The 17,747-nt window shown below is 74.2% G+C and carries 20 protein-coding genes; 10 read left to right on the top strand and 10 right to left on the bottom strand.

Annotation, left to right across the window (positions count from 1 at the left end; all coding sequences use genetic code 11):
* Positions 1-8: 8 nt before the first annotated feature.
* The 4 genes from FHX81_RS18005 to FHX81_RS42855 are packed head-to-tail and all read left to right on the top strand — an operon-like array spanning position 9 to position 5,829.
* Positions 9-2,006, top strand: coding sequence for a beta-galactosidase (locus FHX81_RS18005; protein ID WP_141979271.1), 1,998 nt, complete (start codon positions 9-11; stop codon positions 2,004-2,006).
* A gap of 1 nt (position 2,007) precedes the next feature.
* Complete coding sequence (locus FHX81_RS18000) at positions 2,008-2,805, top strand: DeoR/GlpR family DNA-binding transcription regulator (protein WP_141979270.1); 798 nt, start codon at positions 2,008-2,010, stop codon at positions 2,803-2,805.
* Positions 2,802-3,905 carry a galactose-1-phosphate uridylyltransferase gene (gene galT / locus FHX81_RS17995; RefSeq protein ID WP_141979269.1) on the top strand — a complete coding sequence of 368 codons (1,104 nt, stop codon included), beginning with the start codon at positions 2,802-2,804 and terminating at the stop codon, positions 3,903-3,905. The genes FHX81_RS18000 and galT overlap by 4 nt, the downstream gene beginning before the upstream one ends.
* 52 nt (positions 3,906-3,957) lie before the next feature.
* On the top strand, positions 3,958-5,829 hold the full coding sequence (locus FHX81_RS42855; RefSeq protein ID WP_342787209.1) for a trypsin-like peptidase domain-containing protein: 1,872 nt from the start codon (positions 3,958-3,960) through the stop codon (positions 5,827-5,829).
* A gap of 67 nt (positions 5,830-5,896) precedes the next feature.
* Here the strand turns inward: FHX81_RS42855 and FHX81_RS17985 are convergent, their stop codons facing one another.
* From FHX81_RS17985 to FHX81_RS17965, 5 genes are read right to left on the bottom strand one after another with little or no spacing between them, the layout of a single operon-like run.
* Positions 5,897-6,292 (bottom strand): hypothetical protein, encoded by a 396-nt coding sequence (locus FHX81_RS17985; protein ID WP_141979268.1) that lies wholly within the window; start codon positions 6,290-6,292, stop codon positions 5,897-5,899.
* Positions 6,289-7,335, bottom strand: a complete 1,047-nt coding sequence (locus tag FHX81_RS17980; RefSeq protein WP_342787208.1) for a molybdopterin-dependent oxidoreductase — start codon at positions 7,333-7,335, stop codon at positions 6,289-6,291. Before FHX81_RS17980 ends, FHX81_RS17985 begins: the two co-directional genes overlap by 4 nt.
* Complete coding sequence (locus FHX81_RS17975) at positions 7,332-7,934, bottom strand: class I SAM-dependent methyltransferase (RefSeq protein ID WP_141979267.1); 603 nt, start codon at positions 7,932-7,934, stop codon at positions 7,332-7,334. Before FHX81_RS17975 ends, FHX81_RS17980 begins: the two co-directional genes overlap by 4 nt.
* A complete protein-coding gene (locus tag FHX81_RS17970) occupies positions 7,931-8,593 on the bottom strand; it encodes a TIGR04282 family arsenosugar biosynthesis glycosyltransferase (protein WP_141979266.1) in 663 nt (220 codons plus the stop codon). Before FHX81_RS17970 ends, FHX81_RS17975 begins: the two co-directional genes overlap by 4 nt.
* Entirely contained in the window at positions 8,593-9,240 is a 648-nt protein-coding gene (locus tag FHX81_RS17965; protein WP_246108266.1) for a glycosyltransferase family 2 protein, read from the bottom strand. Before FHX81_RS17965 ends, FHX81_RS17970 begins: the two co-directional genes overlap by 1 nt.
* Before the next feature lie 152 nt (positions 9,241-9,392).
* Between FHX81_RS17965 and FHX81_RS17960 the strand changes: the two genes are divergently transcribed.
* From FHX81_RS17960 to FHX81_RS17950, 3 genes are read left to right on the top strand one after another with little or no spacing between them, the layout of a single operon-like run.
* Positions 9,393-10,601 (top strand): hypothetical protein, encoded by a 1,209-nt coding sequence (locus FHX81_RS17960; RefSeq protein ID WP_246107865.1) that lies wholly within the window; start codon positions 9,393-9,395, stop codon positions 10,599-10,601.
* 9 nt (positions 10,602-10,610) lie between these two features.
* Positions 10,611-11,306 carry a response regulator transcription factor gene (locus tag FHX81_RS17955; RefSeq protein ID WP_211363504.1) on the top strand — a complete coding sequence of 232 codons (696 nt, stop codon included), beginning with the start codon at positions 10,611-10,613 and terminating at the stop codon, positions 11,304-11,306.
* Positions 11,306-12,325 (top strand): sensor histidine kinase, encoded by a 1,020-nt coding sequence (locus FHX81_RS17950; protein ID WP_141983991.1) that lies wholly within the window; start codon positions 11,306-11,308, stop codon positions 12,323-12,325. Before FHX81_RS17955 ends, FHX81_RS17950 begins: the two co-directional genes overlap by 1 nt.
* Here FHX81_RS17950 and FHX81_RS17945 read toward each other — a convergent pair.
* Complete coding sequence (locus tag FHX81_RS17945; RefSeq protein WP_141979264.1) at positions 12,294-13,313, bottom strand: NAD-dependent epimerase/dehydratase family protein; 1,020 nt, start codon at positions 13,311-13,313, stop codon at positions 12,294-12,296. The two genes, FHX81_RS17950 and FHX81_RS17945, sit on opposite strands and share 32 nt — an antisense overlap.
* Before the next feature lie 95 nt (positions 13,314-13,408).
* Between FHX81_RS17945 and FHX81_RS17940 the strand changes: the two genes are divergently transcribed.
* Both FHX81_RS17940 and FHX81_RS17935 read left to right on the top strand, forming a co-directional pair.
* Positions 13,409-13,909 carry a MogA/MoaB family molybdenum cofactor biosynthesis protein gene (locus FHX81_RS17940; RefSeq protein WP_053719418.1) on the top strand — a complete coding sequence of 167 codons (501 nt, stop codon included), beginning with the start codon at positions 13,409-13,411 and terminating at the stop codon, positions 13,907-13,909.
* Positions 13,906-14,097 carry a hypothetical protein gene (locus FHX81_RS17935; RefSeq protein WP_141979263.1) on the top strand — a complete coding sequence of 64 codons (192 nt, stop codon included), beginning with the start codon at positions 13,906-13,908 and terminating at the stop codon, positions 14,095-14,097. The genes FHX81_RS17940 and FHX81_RS17935 overlap by 4 nt, the downstream gene beginning before the upstream one ends.
* Before the next feature lie 202 nt (positions 14,098-14,299).
* On the opposite strand, the gene mscL is transcribed toward FHX81_RS17935, so the two are convergent.
* The 4 genes from mscL to FHX81_RS17915 all read right to left on the bottom strand — a co-directional run bounded on the left by mscL (position 14,300) and on the right by FHX81_RS17915 (position 16,823).
* A complete protein-coding gene (mscL, locus tag FHX81_RS17930) occupies positions 14,300-14,695 on the bottom strand; it encodes a large-conductance mechanosensitive channel protein MscL (protein ID WP_141979262.1) in 396 nt (131 codons plus the stop codon).
* A 575-nt stretch (positions 14,696-15,270) separates the two neighbouring features.
* Positions 15,271-15,780 carry an SAF domain-containing protein gene (locus FHX81_RS17925; RefSeq protein ID WP_141979261.1) on the bottom strand — a complete coding sequence of 170 codons (510 nt, stop codon included), beginning with the start codon at positions 15,778-15,780 and terminating at the stop codon, positions 15,271-15,273.
* An 87-nt stretch (positions 15,781-15,867) separates the two neighbouring features.
* Positions 15,868-16,155: an FmdB family zinc ribbon protein gene (locus FHX81_RS17920; RefSeq protein WP_141979260.1), complete on the bottom strand. Its 288-nt coding sequence runs from the start codon at positions 16,153-16,155 to the stop codon at positions 15,868-15,870.
* Between the two features lie 101 nt (positions 16,156-16,256).
* Positions 16,257-16,823 (bottom strand): 5-formyltetrahydrofolate cyclo-ligase, encoded by a 567-nt coding sequence (locus FHX81_RS17915; RefSeq protein WP_141979259.1) that lies wholly within the window; start codon positions 16,821-16,823, stop codon positions 16,257-16,259.
* Positions 16,824-16,861: 38 nt separating this feature from the next.
* On the opposite strand from FHX81_RS17915, the gene FHX81_RS17910 reads away from it, so the two are divergent.
* The gene (locus tag FHX81_RS17910) at positions 16,862-17,743 is read left to right on the top strand and encodes a UTP--glucose-1-phosphate uridylyltransferase (protein ID WP_141979258.1); all 882 of its coding nucleotides are present in this window, start codon (positions 16,862-16,864) and stop codon (positions 17,741-17,743) included.
* Positions 17,744-17,747: the final 4 nt, after the last annotated feature.

Here is a 17,747-nt window from a genome sequence, read left to right as displayed (position 1 = left end):
CTTGCGTCATGACGACTTGGCCCACCCGCGTGCGCGGCCTCGCCTGGGGCGCCGACTACAACCCCGAGCAGTGGCCGGAGGACGTGTGGGACGACGACGTCGAGCTCATGCGCCGGGCCGGCGTGAACCTGGTGAGCGTGGCGATCTTCTCGTGGGCCCTGCTGGAAGTGGAAGAGGGCCGGTACGAGTTCGGCTGGTTGGACCGCGTGCTGGACCGTTTGCACGCGGGCGGCATCCGGGTCGACCTGGCCACCGCGACCGCCGCGCCGCCGCCGTGGCTGACCACCGCGTACCCGGAGGTGCTGCCGGAGACCGCCGACGGCGTCCGCCTCTCGCACGGCTCGCGCCAGTCGTACTGCCCGAGCTCGCCGGTCTACCGGGCCAAGGCCGTGGCGCTGGCCCGCGCGCTGGCCGAGCGGTACCGCGACCACCCGGCGCCGGCCGCGTGGCACGTCAACAACGAGTACGGCTGCCACGTCCCCCGCTGCTACTGCGACCGGTGCGCGGTGGCGTTCCGGGCCTGGCTGCGCGCCCGCCACGGGACGCTGGACGCGCTGAACGAAGCCTGGGGCACGGCGTTCTGGAGCCAGCACTACACCTCGTGGGAGCAGATCCTGCCGCCGCGCGCCACGCCCACCTCGCACAACCCGGGCCAGCTGCTGGACTTCGACCGGTTCTCCTCCGACGCCCTGCTGGAGCTGTTCAAGGCCGAGCGGGACGTGCTGCGCGAGGTCACCCCGGACGTGCCGGTGACCACGAACTTCATGGCCGCCGGGTTCTCCGGGCTGGACTACTGGAAGTGGGCCGCCGAGGTCGACTTCGTCTCCAACGACCACTACACCCGCGGTGAGGACGCCGAGCGGCACATCGACCTGGCCTACTCCGCGGACCTGGTGCGCGGTTTGGCCGGCGGGCGGCCGTGGCTGCTGATGGAGCACTCCACGTCGGCGGTCAACTGGCAGCCGCGCAACATCGCCAAGCTGCCCGGCGAGCTGCGCCGCAACTCCTACGCGCACCTGGCCCGCGGCGCGGACGGCACGCTGTTCTTCCAGTGGCGGCAGTCGCGGGCGGGCTCGGAGCGCTACCACTCGGCGATGGTGCCGCACGCCGGCCCGGACACGAAGGTGTACCGCGAGGTCGAGCGGGTCGGTGCCGAGTACGGGCGGCTCGCCGAGCTCGTCGGCTCCACCGTGGCCGCCGAGGTCGCCGTCGTCTTCGACTGGGAGTCGTGGTGGGCGCTGTCCCAGCCCAACCACCCGACCGGCGACTTCGCCTACCCCGAGCACGTCTTCGCGCACTACCGGGCGTTGTGGCGGGCCGGGGTGACGGTCGACTTCGTGCCGCCCGGCGCGGACCTGTCCGGCTACCGGCTGGTCGTCGTGCCCGCGCTGTACGCGGTGGACGACGCGACGCCGTACGAGCGGTACGTGGAGGGTGGCGGCCACCTGCTGGTGACCTACCTGTCCGGCATCACGGACACGCGCGGCCACGTGCGCCTGGGCGGTTACCCCGGCGCGTTCCGCGAGCTGCTGGGCGTGCGCACGGAGGAGTTCCACCCGCTGGGGGCGGGGCGGGCCGTGGCGCTGGACGACGGTTCACCGGTCGCGGTCTGGACCGAGCACCTGCACGCCGACGGCGCGAAGGTGCTCGCCTCCTACGCCGACGGCCCGCTGCCCGGCGTGCCTGCGGTGACCCGCAACGAGCGCGGCGACGGCGTCGCCTGGTACGTGGGGTGCGGCCTCGTCGGCGACGGGCTGGACCGGCTGCTGCGCGCGGCGCTGGACCAGGCCGGGGTCGCGGTCGGGCCGGGCGGTGACGTCGAGGTGGTGCGCCGGCGCGGTGAGGTGGCCGGGACCGCCGTATCGTGGCTGGTCGCGGTCAACCACGGCAGTGGCGACGCCGAGCTGCCCGCGGCGGGGGTCGAGCTGCTGTCGGGCGCACGCGCGGCCGGCAGCGTGGTCGTGCCCGCCGGCGGCGTGGTCGTGCTCAGGGAAGAAGAGGTGTGACGTGCTGGCGCGTCAGCGACAAGCGGTGATCCTGGAGGAGGTCCGGCGCACCGGCGCGGTCCGGGTGAGCGACCTGGTCGTCCGGCTGGGCGTCTCGGACATGACCGTGCGCCGCGACCTGGACGTGCTGGCCGCCCGCGGCCTGGTGGAGAAGGTGTACGGCGGCGCCACGTCCGTGGTCGGCCGCAGCACCGACGAGCCGGGCTTCGAGGCCAAGTCGGTGCGCCAGCTACCGGAGAAGGAGGCCATCGCCGCGTTCGCCGCGGGCCTGGTGCGCCCCGGCACGGCGATCGGCCTGTCCGCCGGCACCACCACGTGGACGCTGGCCCGGTTCCTGGACGACATCCCCGACCTGACCGTGGTGACCAACTCGATCCGGGTCGCCGACGTGCTCCAGCAGAGCGGGCGCACCGACCGCACGGTGGTGCTGACGGGTGGCGTGCGGACGCCGTCGGACGCGCTGGTCGGGCCGGTGGCCGTGCAGGCGCTGCGGTCGCTGCACCTGGACGTGGTGTTCCTCGGCGTGCACGGCATGGCCGAGCGCTCCGGCTTCACCACGCCCAACCTGAACGAGAGCGAGACCGACCGCGCGCTGGTCGACGCGGCCGGGCGGGTCGTCGTGGTCGCCGACCACACCAAGTGGGGCACGGTCGGCATCTCCACCATCGCCGCGCTGGACGAGGCGCACGTGCTGGTGACCGACGAAAGGCTGCCGGAGGCCGCGCGCGCGGTGCTCGGCGAGCAGGTGGGCGAACTGGTCCTGGCGCACGTGCCGGGACGCGGAGAGGAACTGGCGTGAGGCGCACGGCCGGGAAGCTCGCCGATGGTCGCGAGATCATCTACTTCGACGACACCCCGGACGCGCCGCCGCGGCACGCGGTCGACACCCGCGACCTGCCGCGCACCCAGCCGCTGTCGGAGGTGCGGCGCGACCCGCTGACGGGCGAGTGGGTCGCGATGGCCGCGCACCGGCAGACCCGGACGTACAAGCCGCCTGCGGACCTGTGCCCGCTGTGCCCGTCGACGCCGGGCAAGCCGACCGAGGTCCCCGAGTCGAGCTACGACGTGGTGGTGTTCGAGAACCGGTTCCCGTCGTTCGCGCAGGGCGTGCCCGAACTGCCGTCCACTGTGGACGGGATGCCGATGGTGCCGCGGGCGGCGGGGGTGGGCCGGTGCGAGGTCATGTGCTTCACCTCCGACCACGACACGTCGTTCGGGTCGCTGCCGGTGTCGCGGGTGCGCACGGTCGTGGACGCGTGGGCGGACCGCACGGCCGCGCTGAACGCGACCCCGGGCGTCGAGCAGGTCTTCCCGTTCGAGAACCGGGGCGAAGAGATCGGCGTGACGCTGTCGCACCCGCACGGCCAGATGTACGGCTACCCCTTCGTGACCCCGAAGACGGAGCGGATGCTCGCCGTCGCGGCGGACTACCAGGCGTCACACGGTCGTCCACTGATGGGTGACATCTTGGCCGCCGAACGTGCGGCCGGCACCCGAGTCATCGCGAAGGGCGAGCACTGGACGGCGTTCGTGCCCGCCGCGGCCCGCTGGCCGGTCGAGGTGCACCTGGTCCCGCACCGGCAGGTGCCGGACCTGCCCGCGCTGACCGACGCCGAGCGGGACGACTTCGCGGCCCTCTACCTGACCGTGCTGCACCGCTTGGACGCCCTCTACGACCGGCCGCTGCCCTACATCGCGGCCTGGCACCAGGCACCCGTGCGCACCGGTCGTGACCTGGCGTGGCTGCACCTGGAGGTGTTCTCGGTGCTGCGCACCGCGGACAAGCTCAAGTACCTGGCCGGGTCCGAGTCGGGCATGGGCGTCTGGGTGAACGACGCGACGCCGGAGCAGATCGCCGAGCGGCTGCGCGGGGGAAACTTCGGGTCGACTCACAAGTGATGCCCAGTTTCGTTTAAGGCTGCTCTCAGGCGGGCACCGCAGAGTGGTGGACATGACCGAAGACGAGCAGCCGAAGCAGCCCTCGCAGTCGCAGCCGCCTCAGCCGCAGAGCCCGTGGGCGCGGGGGAGCGCCGCCGGGCTGGGTCATGACGACGCCGGTCTCCAGCAGCAGGGTGCTGGTCGGCCGGACACCGGCGCCGTGCAGGGCGGCGCCGGTGCGTCGGGGTCCACCGGTGCGCAGCGCGCCTGGCAGGGGGACGCGGGGCACCCGGAGGACGTGACCGGCGGGTCGGCGGCAGGGGCCGACCGGCCGGAGGCGGGGCCGGCGGGTGTTCCGCGGGGGAACACCGGCCGCCCGGCCGACCTCTACCCGGACAGCGTGACGACCACCGCTGCCGCTTCGAACTCCGGCTCGCCGGCCGCTCACCCGAGCGCCGCCGAGCCCGTGCCCGGGTCGCCGGAGGCGCACGCGCGTTCCGGTCGCCCGGATGACTTCGGCTCGTCGGCCGCCTCGCAGGGTGCCGCCGGCGTGCCGGGAACCGGTCAGGCGGGTGCCGTGCAGGGCGGCACCGGTCCGATCGGGGCAGGTGTGGCCGGTGCTGTGCAGGGCGGCGCCGGCCAGACCGGAACCGGCGGTTCCGGCGTCGTGCAGGGCGGCGCCGGAACGCCGGGCTCCGGACCGGGAGCCTGGCAGGGAGGCTTCCACCGCCCGGAGCACACGGGTCCGTTCGGCGCTCCGCAGACCGGCGCCCCGGACCACCCCGGCTCGCCGCCGCCCCACTCCCCTTCCGGGGCGGCGGCGTCGGGCCCCTACTACGCGCCGCCCGGCTCCGTCGCCGCGCCACCGCGCCCCGCCAAGGGCCGCGGCAAGGTCGTCGCGGGCGTGGCCGCGCTGGTGCTCGCCGTGGGCGGCGTCGCGGGCGGTGTCGGCGGGTACGTCGGCTTCCAGGCCGCCGAGGAGGCCCGGCCCGTCACCAACGCCCTCGACCAGACCCCGCCCGCGCAGCAGAGCTCCGACGCGCCCGCGGGCTCGATCGAGCAGGTCGCCCAGAAGGTCCTGCCGACCGTGGTGCAGGTGCAGGTCAGCGGCGGTGCCGGGTCCGGGTTCACGCTCAGCTCCGACGGTCTCGTGCTCACCAACAACCACGTGGTCGAGAGCGCCGCCGCCGGCGGACCGATCAAGGTCCAGCTCCAGGACGGCCGCTCGTTCGACGCCCGCATCGTCGGCCGCGACCCCACGTCGGACCTGGCCGTGGTCAAGGTGGAGGACGTCTCCGGCCTGCCCACCGCCGAGCTCGGCAACTCCGGCGACCTGCGGATCGGCCAGCAGGTCGTGGCCGTCGGATCACCGTTCGACCTCAACGGCACGGTCACGTCCGGCATCGTCAGCTCGCTCAACCGCCCGGTCCGCGCCGGCGGCCAGCAGGGCGGCGAGGACACCGTGCTCAACGCCATCCAGACCGACGCCGCGATCAACCCCGGCAACTCGGGCGGCCCGCTGGTCAACATGCGCGGCCAGGTCGTCGGCATCAACTCGGCCATCTACAGCCCGAACTCCGGCCAGTCCGCGCAGGGCGGCTCGGTCGGCATCGGCTTCGCCATCCCGATCGACCAGGCCCGCCGCACGGCCAAGGAGCTGTCGGAGACCGGCAAGGCGAACCAGACCGTGCTCGGCGTCCAGGTCACCAACGCCCCCGAGGGCGGCGCGCTGGTCCGCAACGTCACCGGCGGCGGCGCGGCCGAGGCGGCCGGCATCAAGGTCGGTGACGTGATCACCGAGTTCGGCGACCGACCCATCGACACCTCCGACGCCCTCGTGGCCGCCGTCCGGTCCCGCGCGCCGGGCGACAAGGTGCAGCTCACCGTCGGCCGGGACCGCTCGGTCGAGGTGACGCTCGGCAGCCAACCCGTCGAGGTGCGCTAGCACCCGCACCAGCCCCGGCTCACGTGCCCCGAGCCGGTTCGGAGGCCGCGCGCCGACCGGGATCCCCTCACCGGTCGGCACGCGGCCCCTTGTGCGTGACCGCGGTGACCACCAGGACCGCCGCCCACACCACGGCGACCGCCACGAGCAACCCGACCGGGTAGTCGCGGTCGAGCAGGCCGGGGTTGGGCGAGCCCGCGAACGGCCGCCACAGCAGCGGCACGGCCAGGAGCACGAGCACACCGGTGAGCGTGCCGCCGACCAGCACCGCCGCTCGCCACGGCTTCGGCACCCACCGGGCGACCAGCAGGCCCGCACCGGCGACCAGGGGCGCGAGCAGCACGTCGTGCACGACCGGGCCCGCGACGAACCACAGCACCAGGTCCACGTCGACCAGCGGGAGCAGGAGGAGCGCGCCATACAGACCCATGACGACACCCACCGCGCCGATCACCCACCTCATCGGATGACCTCCAGTCGGGTTACCCACTTGGTCTGCGTCACGCCCGGTCGGCTCGGCGCGATCAGTCGGCACGGGTAGCCGTGGTCCAGCGGCAGGGTCGCGCCGTCCACGCGCAGCGCCAGCAGGGTCGACGGGTCGCGGGCGTGCGCGGCGGGCAGCGTGCTCGCGCGGTAGAGCCCGTCGCGCTCCAGCGACTCGACCCGGACGTCACCGGGCTCCACGCCGGCCAGCGCCAGCAGGTCGCGCACGGGCACGCCGGTCCACCGGGCCGACGCGCTCCAACCCTCGACGCACGCGATCGGCAGCTCGGCCGTGGTCTGGGGCAGCGCTTCGAGCTCCCGTCGGGAGAACCGGCGCGTGCCGACGACCAGCCGCCAGCCGTCGTCCACCGCGGACACGCCGGCGGCGGCGGCCGTGCGGTTGACCGGGAGCCCGACCGACCGCGCACCCAGCACCGACACGGTCCGCAGCCACGGCACCGTGCCACCGGCCGTGGCCAGCACCCCCACCGCCGCCGCACCGCCCGCGGTGAGCAGGAAGCCGCGTCGGCTGAGCGTGCCTCGGCGGACCTGTTCGGCGGGCGTGCGCATGAGCGGCAGCTTGACCGCGACGTGCACGAGCAGCGCCCCGACGGCGACCCACGCCACGGCGTGGTGCGCGGTCGGGAAGAAGAACCGCCACGGGTAGTTCTGCGCGGCGTTGAACAGGCCGGTGACCAGCTCGAAGAACGACGCGCCGAGCAGCACGAAGAGCGCGCCGCGCTCCAGCGCGTGCGGCAGCGACCGCACCACCGGCCGCTCGAACAGCTTCGGGTAGACCGTCCACAGCTTCGCGAGCAGCAGCGGGACCGCGGCCACGCCCGCCGTGACGTGCACGCCCTGCGTGACCCGGTAGAGGTCGACCGGGCGGGTGGGCCAGGCGAACCAGCCGGGCGGGTGCTGGAGGTGGTGGCTGAGCAGGCCGGTGACGAAGCACAGGCCGAACGCCACGCCCAGCCACCGGCCGATGCGGGTGGCGGTGTGCGGGCTGGACGCGCGCTTCACGACCGCACCAGCTCCGCGAACCAGCGCCCGTCGCGCTCGACCAGCCACCGGAGGGCCAGACCGGCCCGTGCGGCGGTCGGCGTCACGGCCCGCGCGTCGACCCGGGCCCAGTCGAACCACGCGCCACCGGAAACCCGGGCGCGTTCCCGGCGCACACCGCAGCCGGGCGGCTCGACCTCGACCAGCACGCTGCCGCGCCGGCGCAGCAGGGCGCGGGCGCGGCGCAGCAGGGCGACCGGGTCGCCGCCGATGCCGATGTTGCCGTCGGCGAGCAGCACGTGCGCCCAGCGGCCGGCGCCCGGCAGCCGGCCGAACACATCGCGGTGCAGGGCGGGTCCGCCCCTGGTCCGGGTGAGGGCGACGGCGAGCGGCGAGTTGTCCACGCCCAGCGCCACCACCCCGCGCCGGACGAGGGCCGCGACCAGCCGCCCGGGCCCGCAGCCGAGGTCGACGGTCGGCCCGCGGCAGGCGTCGAGCAGCACGCGGTCGGCGTCGTCGGCGTCCCCGTGCCACCGGTCGACCGGCAGCGGAACGTGCTCGCCGCCGGACAGTTCGAGCCGGCACCGCGCGCCGCTGAGCCCGACGTCGAACGCGGTCACCGCAGTGCTCCCAGGCGCGCGAGGGCGGCGGCGAACCGCGTGCGCGGCACGAGGGCCGCCACCTCGCGGGCCGTGGCCATGTCGTCCACGTCGGACAGCACGGGCAGCAGGCCGGTGTCGCGGTCGCCCAACGCCCGCAGCGTCAGCGCGCCCGTGTCGGGCCGGGACATCGGCACCGCGCGCAGGTTCTCGGCCACCCGCGGGTCGTTGAGCCCGAGCGCCCACCACCCGCCGTCGGCGGCCGGGCCCAGCACCGCGTCGTGCGCGGCCAGCCGTTCGACGGACCCGGCCAGCAGCGCGGGCGTGAGCTGGGGCGTGTCCATGCCGATCTGGAACACCGGCAGCCCGTGCGCGCGGTGGGTGTCGGCGTGCGCGTTGGCCAACCGGTCGGCGAACGACCCGCCGCGCTGCGCCAGCACGGTGCAGTGCCGCAGCACCGCGCGGATACCGGCCGACCGGCACGCGTCGCCGAGCGACCCGGTCATCGCCACCACCGGCCGGACGAGGGGCGTGCCGAGCACGGCGTCGAGCGTGTCCAGCAGCGCGGCGGCGGCGATCCCGGCCGCCTCCTCCGGTGTCGCGGGCGGGCAGAGGCGGGTCTTCGCCAGACCCGGCACCGGCGCCTTCGCCACGACCAGCAGGCTCGCGGTGGCGGTCATCAGCGCACACCCCTCCGGGTGACCGCCGCCATGTCCCGCACCGCCCGCGCGGTCCCGCGCACCGAGCCGGACACCTTCGACCTCGTGCCCGCCGCACGCGGCCCGTACCGCACGTCCCGCTCGACCACCCGCCACCCGGCCGCCGCGGCGCGCAGCAGCAGCTCCAACGGGTAGCCGAACGCCCGGTCCCGCACGTCCAGGTCCAGCAGGTCGCGCCGCCGGAACGCCCGCACCGGCGCGATGTCCCGCACCGGCAGCCCCTTGCGCCGCACCAACGACGCCAGCACCGCGTTCCCGGCCCGGGCGTGCCACGGCCAACTACCCGCCTCCGGCACCCGCCGCCCCACGGCCAGCTCCGCACCCGACAGCAGCGCGACCAGGTCCGGCAGCTCGCGCGGGTCCAGCGAACCGTCCGCGTCCAGCACGCACACCACCTCGGAGCGCGCGCGCTCGATGCCCGTGTGCACGGCCGCCCCGTAACCGGGCCTGGGCTCGTGCACCACTTCGGCGCCCAACGAGCGGGCGATGTCCGGCGAGCCGTCACGCGACCCGTTGTCGACCACGAGAGGCCGGTAGCCGGCGGGCATGGCCCGCAGCACGCCCGGCAACGCCGCCGCCTCGTCCAGGCAGGGCAGCACCACGTCGATGTCGTCCACGCCACCCAGCATGATCCCGGGTGGACGATCGGAAAGCCTTGTGCCGCTTACCGAATCATGACGTGTGCGGCAGTCCTTACGGACCGCTGACGGATGCCGCCGCGACCGCGCGACGCCCCCTCGCCCGGCCCTACGGTGGGCGTGTGCTCCGTGTCCTGGCCGCTGCGGCCCTGGTCGCCGCGGCCGTCGTGGTCGGCGCGCTCCTGCCCTACGACCGGGTCCACGCCCCCGCCCCGCCGCTGTTCGCCCACTGGCTGCCGCACGTCGGCATCGGCACGCCGTTGGCGGTGCTGGTGGCGTTGTCGGTGGTCGTGTGGGGCCCGGGCCTGGCCGGGCGGCTGTCGTGGCGCGCGGCGCTGGGCGCGGTGTACGCGACCGCCGTGGCGTGGACGTTCTCGCTGGCCCTGGTGGACGGCTGGGAACGCGGTTTCGCCGGCCGGCTGACCACCGAGCACGAGTACCTGCACGAGGTGCCGGGCGTGACGGACGTCGGCGCGATGCTGCGCGAGTTCTCCTCCCGCATCCTCGACCACCAGCCCGACTCGTGGACCACGCACGTCTCCGCGCACCCGCCGGGCGCGTTCCTGGTGTTCATCGGGCTGGACCGGGTCGGCCTGTCCGGCGGCGCGTGGGCGTCGGCGTTCGTGGTGCTGGTCGGCGCGTTGACGGCGGTCGCGGTGCCGGTGACGGTGCGCGCGCACGTCTCCGAGGACCACGCGCGGGCCGTGCTGCCGTTCGTGGCGCTGTTCCCCGGCGCGGTGTGGATGGGCGTGTCGGCGGACGGGCTGTTCGCGGGCGTGGCGGCCTGCGGGATCGCGCTGCTGGCGACCCGACGTGCGTTGGCGGGTGGCGTGGTGCTCGGCTTCGCCGTGTTCCTGTCGTACGGGTTGGTGCTGATCGGCGTGCCGGCCCTGGTCGTGCTGTGGCCCGACTGGCGGCGGATCGGCGTGGCCGTGCTGGGCGCGTCGGCCGTGGTGGCGGTGTTCGCGGCGCTGGGTTTTTGGTGGCTGGACGGCTACCACCTGGTCGTCGAGCGGTACTACCAGGGCATCGCCACGCCCCGCGCCTACGGCTACTGGGTGTGGGCCGACCTGGCCGCGGCCGTGTTCGCCTGCGGTTTCGCCCCGTTCGCGGCACGGTGGCGGGGGCCTGCGGTCACACTGGCGGCAGCGGCGGCGGTGGCGATCCTGGCCGCCGACCTGTCCGGGTTGAGCAAGGCCGAGGTGGAACGGATCTGGCTGCCGTTCACCGTGTGGCTGGTCGTGCTCGTGCCGGACCGGCGGCGGATGTGGCCGGCGGCGCAAGCGGTGACCGCGCTCGCGGTCAACCACCTCCTGTTGACCAACTGGTGAGGCGCGGACATGGGTGAGACGACCGGGCGGGTCCTCGTCGTGGACGACGACGTGACCGTGCGCGACGTGGTGCGCCGGTACCTGGAGCTGGCCGGGTACGAGGTGGCGCTGGTGGGCGACGGCGAGAGCGCGTTGCGGCGGTTCGCCGAGCGCGAGCCGGACCTGGTGGTGCTGGACCTGATGCTGCCCGGCGTGGACGGGCTGGAGGTGTGCCGCCGGCTGCGGGTGCGCAGCGCCGTGCCGGTGGTGATGCTGACCGCGCTGGGCGAGGAGGAGGACCGGATCGCCGGGCTCCAGCTCGGCGCGGACGACTACGTGACCAAGCCGTTCAGCCCGCGCGAGCTGGCACTGCGGGTGACGTCGGTGCTGCGCCGGTCGCGGGTGGTGGCGGCGCGGTCGTCGTCGGTGCTGGTCGACGGCGGGCTGCGGGTGGACGTCGGCGCGCGGGCGGCGTGGCTGGACGGGCGGGAGCTGTCGCTGACCACCCGCGAGTTCGACCTGCTGGTGTTCTTCCTGACCAACCGCGGTGCCGCGGTCAGCCGCGCCGAGCTGCTGTCGCGGGTGTGGGGCTGGGAGTTCGGCGACCAGTCGACCGTGACCGTCCACGTGCGACGGTTGCGGGAGAAGGTGGAGCCCGACCCGGCCCGGCCGGTGCGGATCGCCACCGTGTGGGGCGTCGGCTACCGGTACGACGGCGGTGCGTGATGCTGGTCGAGATCTACCACATCCTGCCCTACGCGGTGCTGTTCTCGTTGCCGCTGGCGCTGCTCGGAGCGGTGGTGCTGCGGCGGCTGTCGAGCGGGTCGCTGGCCACGGCGCTGACCGTGCTGGCGATCGTGCCGGTGGTGGCGACGGTCGGCGGCGTGCTCGCGGTGAGCGGGTTCATGTTCACCCCGATCCTCACCACGACCGTGCTGGTGTGCCTGCTGGTGGCGTTGGTGACGGTGCCGACGGCGGTGCTGCTGGGGCGGGCGCTGGCGCGGCGCAGCGTGTGGGAGAGCGAGGCGCGGGCGCGGGAACGGGCCGCCGAGGCGTCGCGGCGCGAGCTGGTGGCGTGGATCAGCCACGACCTGCGCACGCCGCTGGCCGGCATCCGGGCGATGGCCGAGGCGCTGGCGGACGGCGTGGTGTCGCGGCGGGACGAGGTCGCCGAGTACGCGGGGCGGATCTCCACCGAGGCGGAGGCGCTGTCCGGGATGGTGGACGACCTGTTCGAGCTGTCCCGCATCACGGCGGGCGCGTTGCGGCTGACGCTGTCGGAGGTGCCGCTGGCGGACGTGGTCAGCGAGGTGGTGGCGGCGGAGAGCCCGGTGGCGTCGCGCAAGGGCGTGCGGCTGCGGGCGGACGCGGCGACGTGGCCGGTGGTGCTGGGCAGCGACCCGGAGCTGGCCCGGGTGGTGCGCAACCTGCTGTCCAACGCGATCCGCCACACCCCGCCGGACGGCACGGTGGCCATCCAGGTGGACGTGGACGGCTCGTCGGCGTTGCTGCGGGTGGACGACGGCTGCGGCGGCATCCCGGAGGCCGACCTGCCGCGGGTGTTCGACGTGGCGTTCCGCGGCGCGCCGCACCGGCAGCCGGTCGGCGGCGGGCTGGGGCTGGCGATCGCGCGAGGCCTGGTGGAGGCGCACGAAGGCACCATCGACGCCCGCAACCACGGGAACGGCTGCCGGTTCGAGGTGCGGCTGCCGCTCAGCGCAGCGGGTCCGTTGCGAACTGCTTGACCCCGGCCGCGAAGGGGGTCGCGGCGCGGAAGCCGAGCAGGTCGCGGGCCTTGGCGGGGTCGGCGACGACGTGCCGCACGTCCGCCGGCCGCGCGCCGCCGACGACCCGGGGCAGCGGACCGCCGCACGCCCGCGCCAGGTGGGTGGCGAGGTCGCCGACGGTGCGCGGCTCGCCGGAGCAGATGTTGAGCGCGGTGAACGTGCCGGGGGCGGCCGGGCGCCCGAGGGCCAGCACGTTGGCCCGCGCCACGTCCGTGACGTGCACGAAGTCGCGGCGCTGGCGGCCGTCTTCGAGGACCGTGGGCGCTTCGCCGCGTTCGAGCGCGCTGCGGAACAGGCTCGCCACGCCCGCGTACGGGGTGTTCTTCGGCATCCTCGGGCCGTAGACGTTGTGGTAGCGCAGCGCCCACACCGCACCGCCCGTCTGGCGGGCCCAGGCCGCGGCGTAGTTCTCCTGGGCGAGCTTGCTGGCGGCGTACGTGCTGCGGGGGTCCGGCGGGGCGTCCTCGGGGACCAGGCGCGGCTCCAGGGGGCTGCCGCAGTGCGGGCACGGTGGCTCGTAGCGGCCCTGGTCCACATCGGCCCGGCGACGCGGCGCGGCTCGGACGACGCCGTGCTCGGCGCACTCGTAGCGGCCCTCGCCGTAGACCACCATCGAGGACGCCAGGACCAGGTGCCTGATCCGCAGTTCGTGCATCGCGGCGAGCAGCACGGCGGTGCCGAGGTCGTTGTTGCGGGCGTACAGGGGCGCGTCGGACGGGTCGAGGCCGTGGCCGACCACGGCGGCCTGGTGGCAGACGACGTCCACCCCTTCGAGGAGCTTCTTCACCGTGTCGAGGTCCGTGATGTCACTCGCGCCCGGAGGGCGGTCGCGGTGGGCCTGGGGGAGGTAGGCGTCGAGCACGACGACGTCGTGGTCGTGGTCGGTCAGCTGGTCGGCGACGTGTGAGCCGATGAACCCGGCACCGCCGGTGAGGAGAACGCGCACGTCACCGACGTTAGGGGTGGACCGGCGCGATCGGGCGGGGCGACAGCGTGACGTCACGGAACCGTCAGATCCGCCGATTGGCTACGGTGGCGCTCATGGAACGCAGCGCGCAGCGACTGGGACGCGCCCTTGTCGTGATCGTGGACGACCGGGTGGCGCACGGTGAGCACGACGACAGCACAGGACCGCTGGTCACCGAGTTGCTGGAGGAAGCAGGGTTCATCGTCGACGGCACGGTCGCGGTGGAAGGCGAGGTCGTGGGCATCCGCGCCGCGCTGAACACCGCGGTGATCGGTGGTGTCGACCTGGTCGTCACCGTGGGCGGCACCGGCGTGTCGCCGCGCGACGTCACACCGGACGCCACGCAAGGTGTGCTCGACCGGCCGATCAGCGGCATCGCCGAGGCGTTGCGCGCCTCGGGGCTGGCGGCGGGTGCCGTCGACGCGGGCATCTCGCGGGGACTGGTCGGCGTGTCCGGCAGCACCCTCGTGGTGAACCTGGCCGGCTCGCGGTCGGCGGTGCGCGACGGCATGGCGACGTTGTCCGCCCTCGTGCCGTACGTGATCGAGCAGCTGTCGGGACTGGACGAGTCGTGACCGAGCCGGCCGACGACGCCACTCCCGCCCCCACCGCCGCCTCGGCCGCGGCGGAGGCGGCGCGGCGTCGTCGGCTGGCCGAGGTCTTCGGCGACGTGCTCCCGGAGACCTCATCCGACGACCCCCACCCGACCGCCCGCGACGACCGGTGGTACGAGGAGAACCGACCACCGCACCACGGCGGCTAGCCGCGACCGGCGTCGACCACCAGGCCTTCGCCGCCGACCAGCCGACCCGGCCCGCTCCGGGAGGTGCCGCTCACGCAGGCCTGGTCCGGCTGGGCCGCCTCCGTCGCGCACGCGGCCGGTCCGGGCGCGTGAGGGGACGTCGGCGGGTGACCGGGCGGTGCCGGCGAGCCCGGCGACGTCCGCTGTCGTCGGACCGAACGCGTCAGTCCTGGCGCTGGCGCTGGGCGAGGAGGTCGCGGATCTCCTTGAGCAGTTCGACGTCGGTCGGCTCGGCGGGACCGGGCTCCTGGCCGCGCTTGCGACGTTCCTTCAGCTTGTTCATCGGCAGCACGAAGATGAAGTAGACGATCGCGGCCACGATCAGGAAGTTGATCACCGCGGTGATGATCGCGCCGAAGTCCACGATGGTCTTGTCGCTGCTGCCGAGCTGCACGGCCAGACCGTTCACGTTGTTGCCGCCGAACAACGCGATGATCGGGTTGATCAGGTTCGTGGTGAACGCGGTGACGATGGCCGTGAACGCGGCACCGATGACGACCGCCACAGCGAGGTCGATCACGTTGCCGCGCATGAGGAAGTCCTTGAAGCCCTTGATCACGTTCGGCTCCTCCGTTCGGGGGTATGGGTGGGAGTCAGCGGAGAGTAACCCTCAGGGCCGACCCGGTGACGCTCCGGGCACGTGTGTCGCACCGCGCCACCCTCGACCGCCCCACCCTCGATCGCCCCGCACCCTGCCTCCGCCGACCGGAGATCGCCACCCCGGCCGGCCCGGCAGGGACGACGCGACCGAGACGGTCGGGCAGGGGCGGTCGGGCAGGGGCGGTCGGGCCGCGCTGCGCGGCGGCGGCCCTGCGTCGGCCAGGGCGCGCGGACGGCGGGTTGTGGTGGGCTCGCCGGTTCTTGATCCCCGGGCGGGAGTCCCGTCGCGGGCGGCCCGGTCGGGGGAGTCGGCTGGGCGATTGGCCGGTCGTGTCGGGTAGGCGGTCCGTTGGTCGGGGGTCCGCCGGTGTGGTGGCTGGTCGGGGTGGTCCGGGCTGATGGCCGACCGGGCAGGCTGGCCGAGTTCGCCGGCTCGGGGGCTCGGTGGGTTGGTGGGCGAGCGGGGCGGGCGGCAGGGCCGCCGGGGGCGTGAAGCGGTGGGCCGGTGAGGTGAGGCGGTGGGTTGAGGGCGGTTCAGCGCAGGATCACGGCGACGGGGCCGGACAGGGTTTCGGCGGCTATCCGGTGGGCGGACGGGCGGTCGGCGGAGAGCACGACGACCTCGCCGCCGCGCACCGCGACCACCGAGGCGTCGGTGGCCAGGACGGTGGCTTCGGGGCCCACCACGTCCACCCGGCTCCCCGGCCGCAGCAGCCCTGCCACGCCCGGGTCGGACAGGCGCACGGCCACCGAGGACGCGGTCGGGTCGGTCGAGGTCAGGCGGGCGTCGGTCAGGGGTTCGCCGGAACGGGCCGCGCTGACCAGGCTGCGGCCCAACGCGTCACGTTCCGACACCGCGCCCGAAGGCGACAACGACGGCGGCACGGCGATGACCCGCACGTCGGCCGCGCCCAGCGGCACGCCGGGTGCCAGGTCGTGCGCGGCCACCGCGACGGCGACCGCCGGTTCGCCCGGCAGCACGGCCACACCCACGGCTGCCAGCGCCAACAGGCCCGCGAGAATCCTTCTGAGGTGGAGTAGCACGGGTCCGACGTTAGGGACGGCGGACGCCTCGGGACAGCGCGAACCCCCGAGCTGTGGACAACTCGGGGGCCTGTGGACAGCTTCCGATCAGGACGCGGCGGCGGCCGGTGCGCTGCTGGACGACGACGTGGAGGAGTCCGACTTCGACGAGGAAGACGAGGAAGACGACGCCGAAGAAGTCGAAGAAGAGGACGACGTCGAACGGCTGTCGGTCCGGTAGAAGCCGCTGCCCTTGAACACGACACCGACCGCGCCGTACAGCTTGCGCAGCTTGCCGGAGCACTGCGGGCACTCGGTCAGCGCGGAGTCCGAGAAGGACTGCACCGCTTCGAACCGGTGGTCGCACTCGGTGCAGGCGTACTGGTAAGTCGGCACGGTGAGCCCTCCACGAGTCCTGGTTGGCACTCCTGCGTCACGAGTGCCAACACCGATGATGCGGCAACCGGCACAGGTGGCGCAAACATCACAGGTCAACGTCACAGCACCGGCAGCCGCACCACACCCCGCCCCGGCGTCAGCACCGCGTCCACCCGGACGTCGTGCGGCTCGGCGGGCAACGACGGCACGAACTCCTCGTCCCGCACCACCGCCACCACCGGCCCCGCCGCCGAACCCAACACCCGGTCGTAGTACCCGCCGCCCTTCCCCAACCGCACCCCCGCGTGGTCCACCGCCAAAGCCGGCACCAGCACCAACGCCGCCGACCCGACCGCCTCCGCACCGAGCAACGGCCCCACCGGCTCCCGCAGCCCGAACGCCCCCACGCGCAACCGCCCGTCGTAGGACGCCCAGTCCAACGCCTCGCCGACCACCACGGGCAGCAACACCCGCAACCCGCGCGACCGCAACGCCTCCACCATCGCCAACGACCCGGGCTCCACCGCCGAAGCGACATAAGCGCACACCGTCTGACCAGGTGAAACGTCGAACTCGACCACGGCGGCCAGCACCTCGGCGGCCATCGAGGGCATCACCGCGCCACGCCGCCCGGCCCGCAGCCGTGTGCGCAGAGTCGCCTTCCGATCACGTTCACCGGACGTCATGGCAGGTCACCCTAAGCGCGCCGTTACGCTCGCAGCTCATGAGCGCCTTCCAGACAGCAATCGTGCCGGCGGCAGGCCTGGGCACGCGCTTCCTCCCCACCACCAAAGCGGTGCCCAAGGAGCTGCTGCCGGTCGTCGACACCCCTGGCATCGAACTCGTCGCCACCGAAGCCGCCGAGGCGGGCGCGACGAAGCTCGTGATCGTGACCTCACCCGGCAAGGACGCGGTCGCGGAGTACTTCCGCCCGCAGCCCGAGCTGGAGGCGACGCTCGAAGAACGCGGCAAGTCCGACCTGCTCGCGAAGGTCCGCCGCGCGCCCGACCTGCTCGCCGTCGAGACCGCCATCCAGGACAAGGCGCTGGGCCTGGGCCACGCGGTGGCCTGCGCCGAGGGCAACCTGACCGGCGCGGACGAGGCCGTCGCCGTCCTGCTGCCGGACGACCTCGTGCTGCCCACGGGCGTGCTGAAGAAGATGGCCTCGGTCCGCGAGAAGCTCGGTGGCAGCGTGCTGTGCGCGTTCGACATCCCCAAGGAGCAGATCTCCGCCTACGGCGTCTTCGACGTCAAGGACACCGGTGACGACGACGTCAAGCAGGTCGTCGGCATGGTCGAGAAGCCCAAGCCCGAGGACGCGCCGTCCACGTTCGCCGCGGCCGGCCGCTACCTCCTCGACCGGGCGATCTTCGGCGCCCTCAAGCGCATCACGCCCGGCGCCGGCGGCGAGCTGCAGCTCACCGACGCCATCGCGCTGCTGATCAACGAGGGCCACCCGGTGCACGTCGTCGTCCACCGCGGTGGGCGACACGACCTGGGCAATCCGGGGGGATTCCTCAAAGCTGCGGTTGACTTCGCACTGGAGCACCCCGACTACGGGCCCGAGCTGGGGGAGTGGTTGCGGGCACGCCTCGCCAACTCCTAAAACG

Source organism: Saccharothrix saharensis, assembly GCF_006716745.1.
Taxonomy (GTDB): domain Bacteria; phylum Actinomycetota; class Actinomycetes; order Mycobacteriales; family Pseudonocardiaceae; genus Actinosynnema; species Actinosynnema saharense.
The sequence above is the reverse complement of the archived record's forward strand: the minus strand, read 5'-3'. Positions and strand labels throughout refer to the sequence as shown.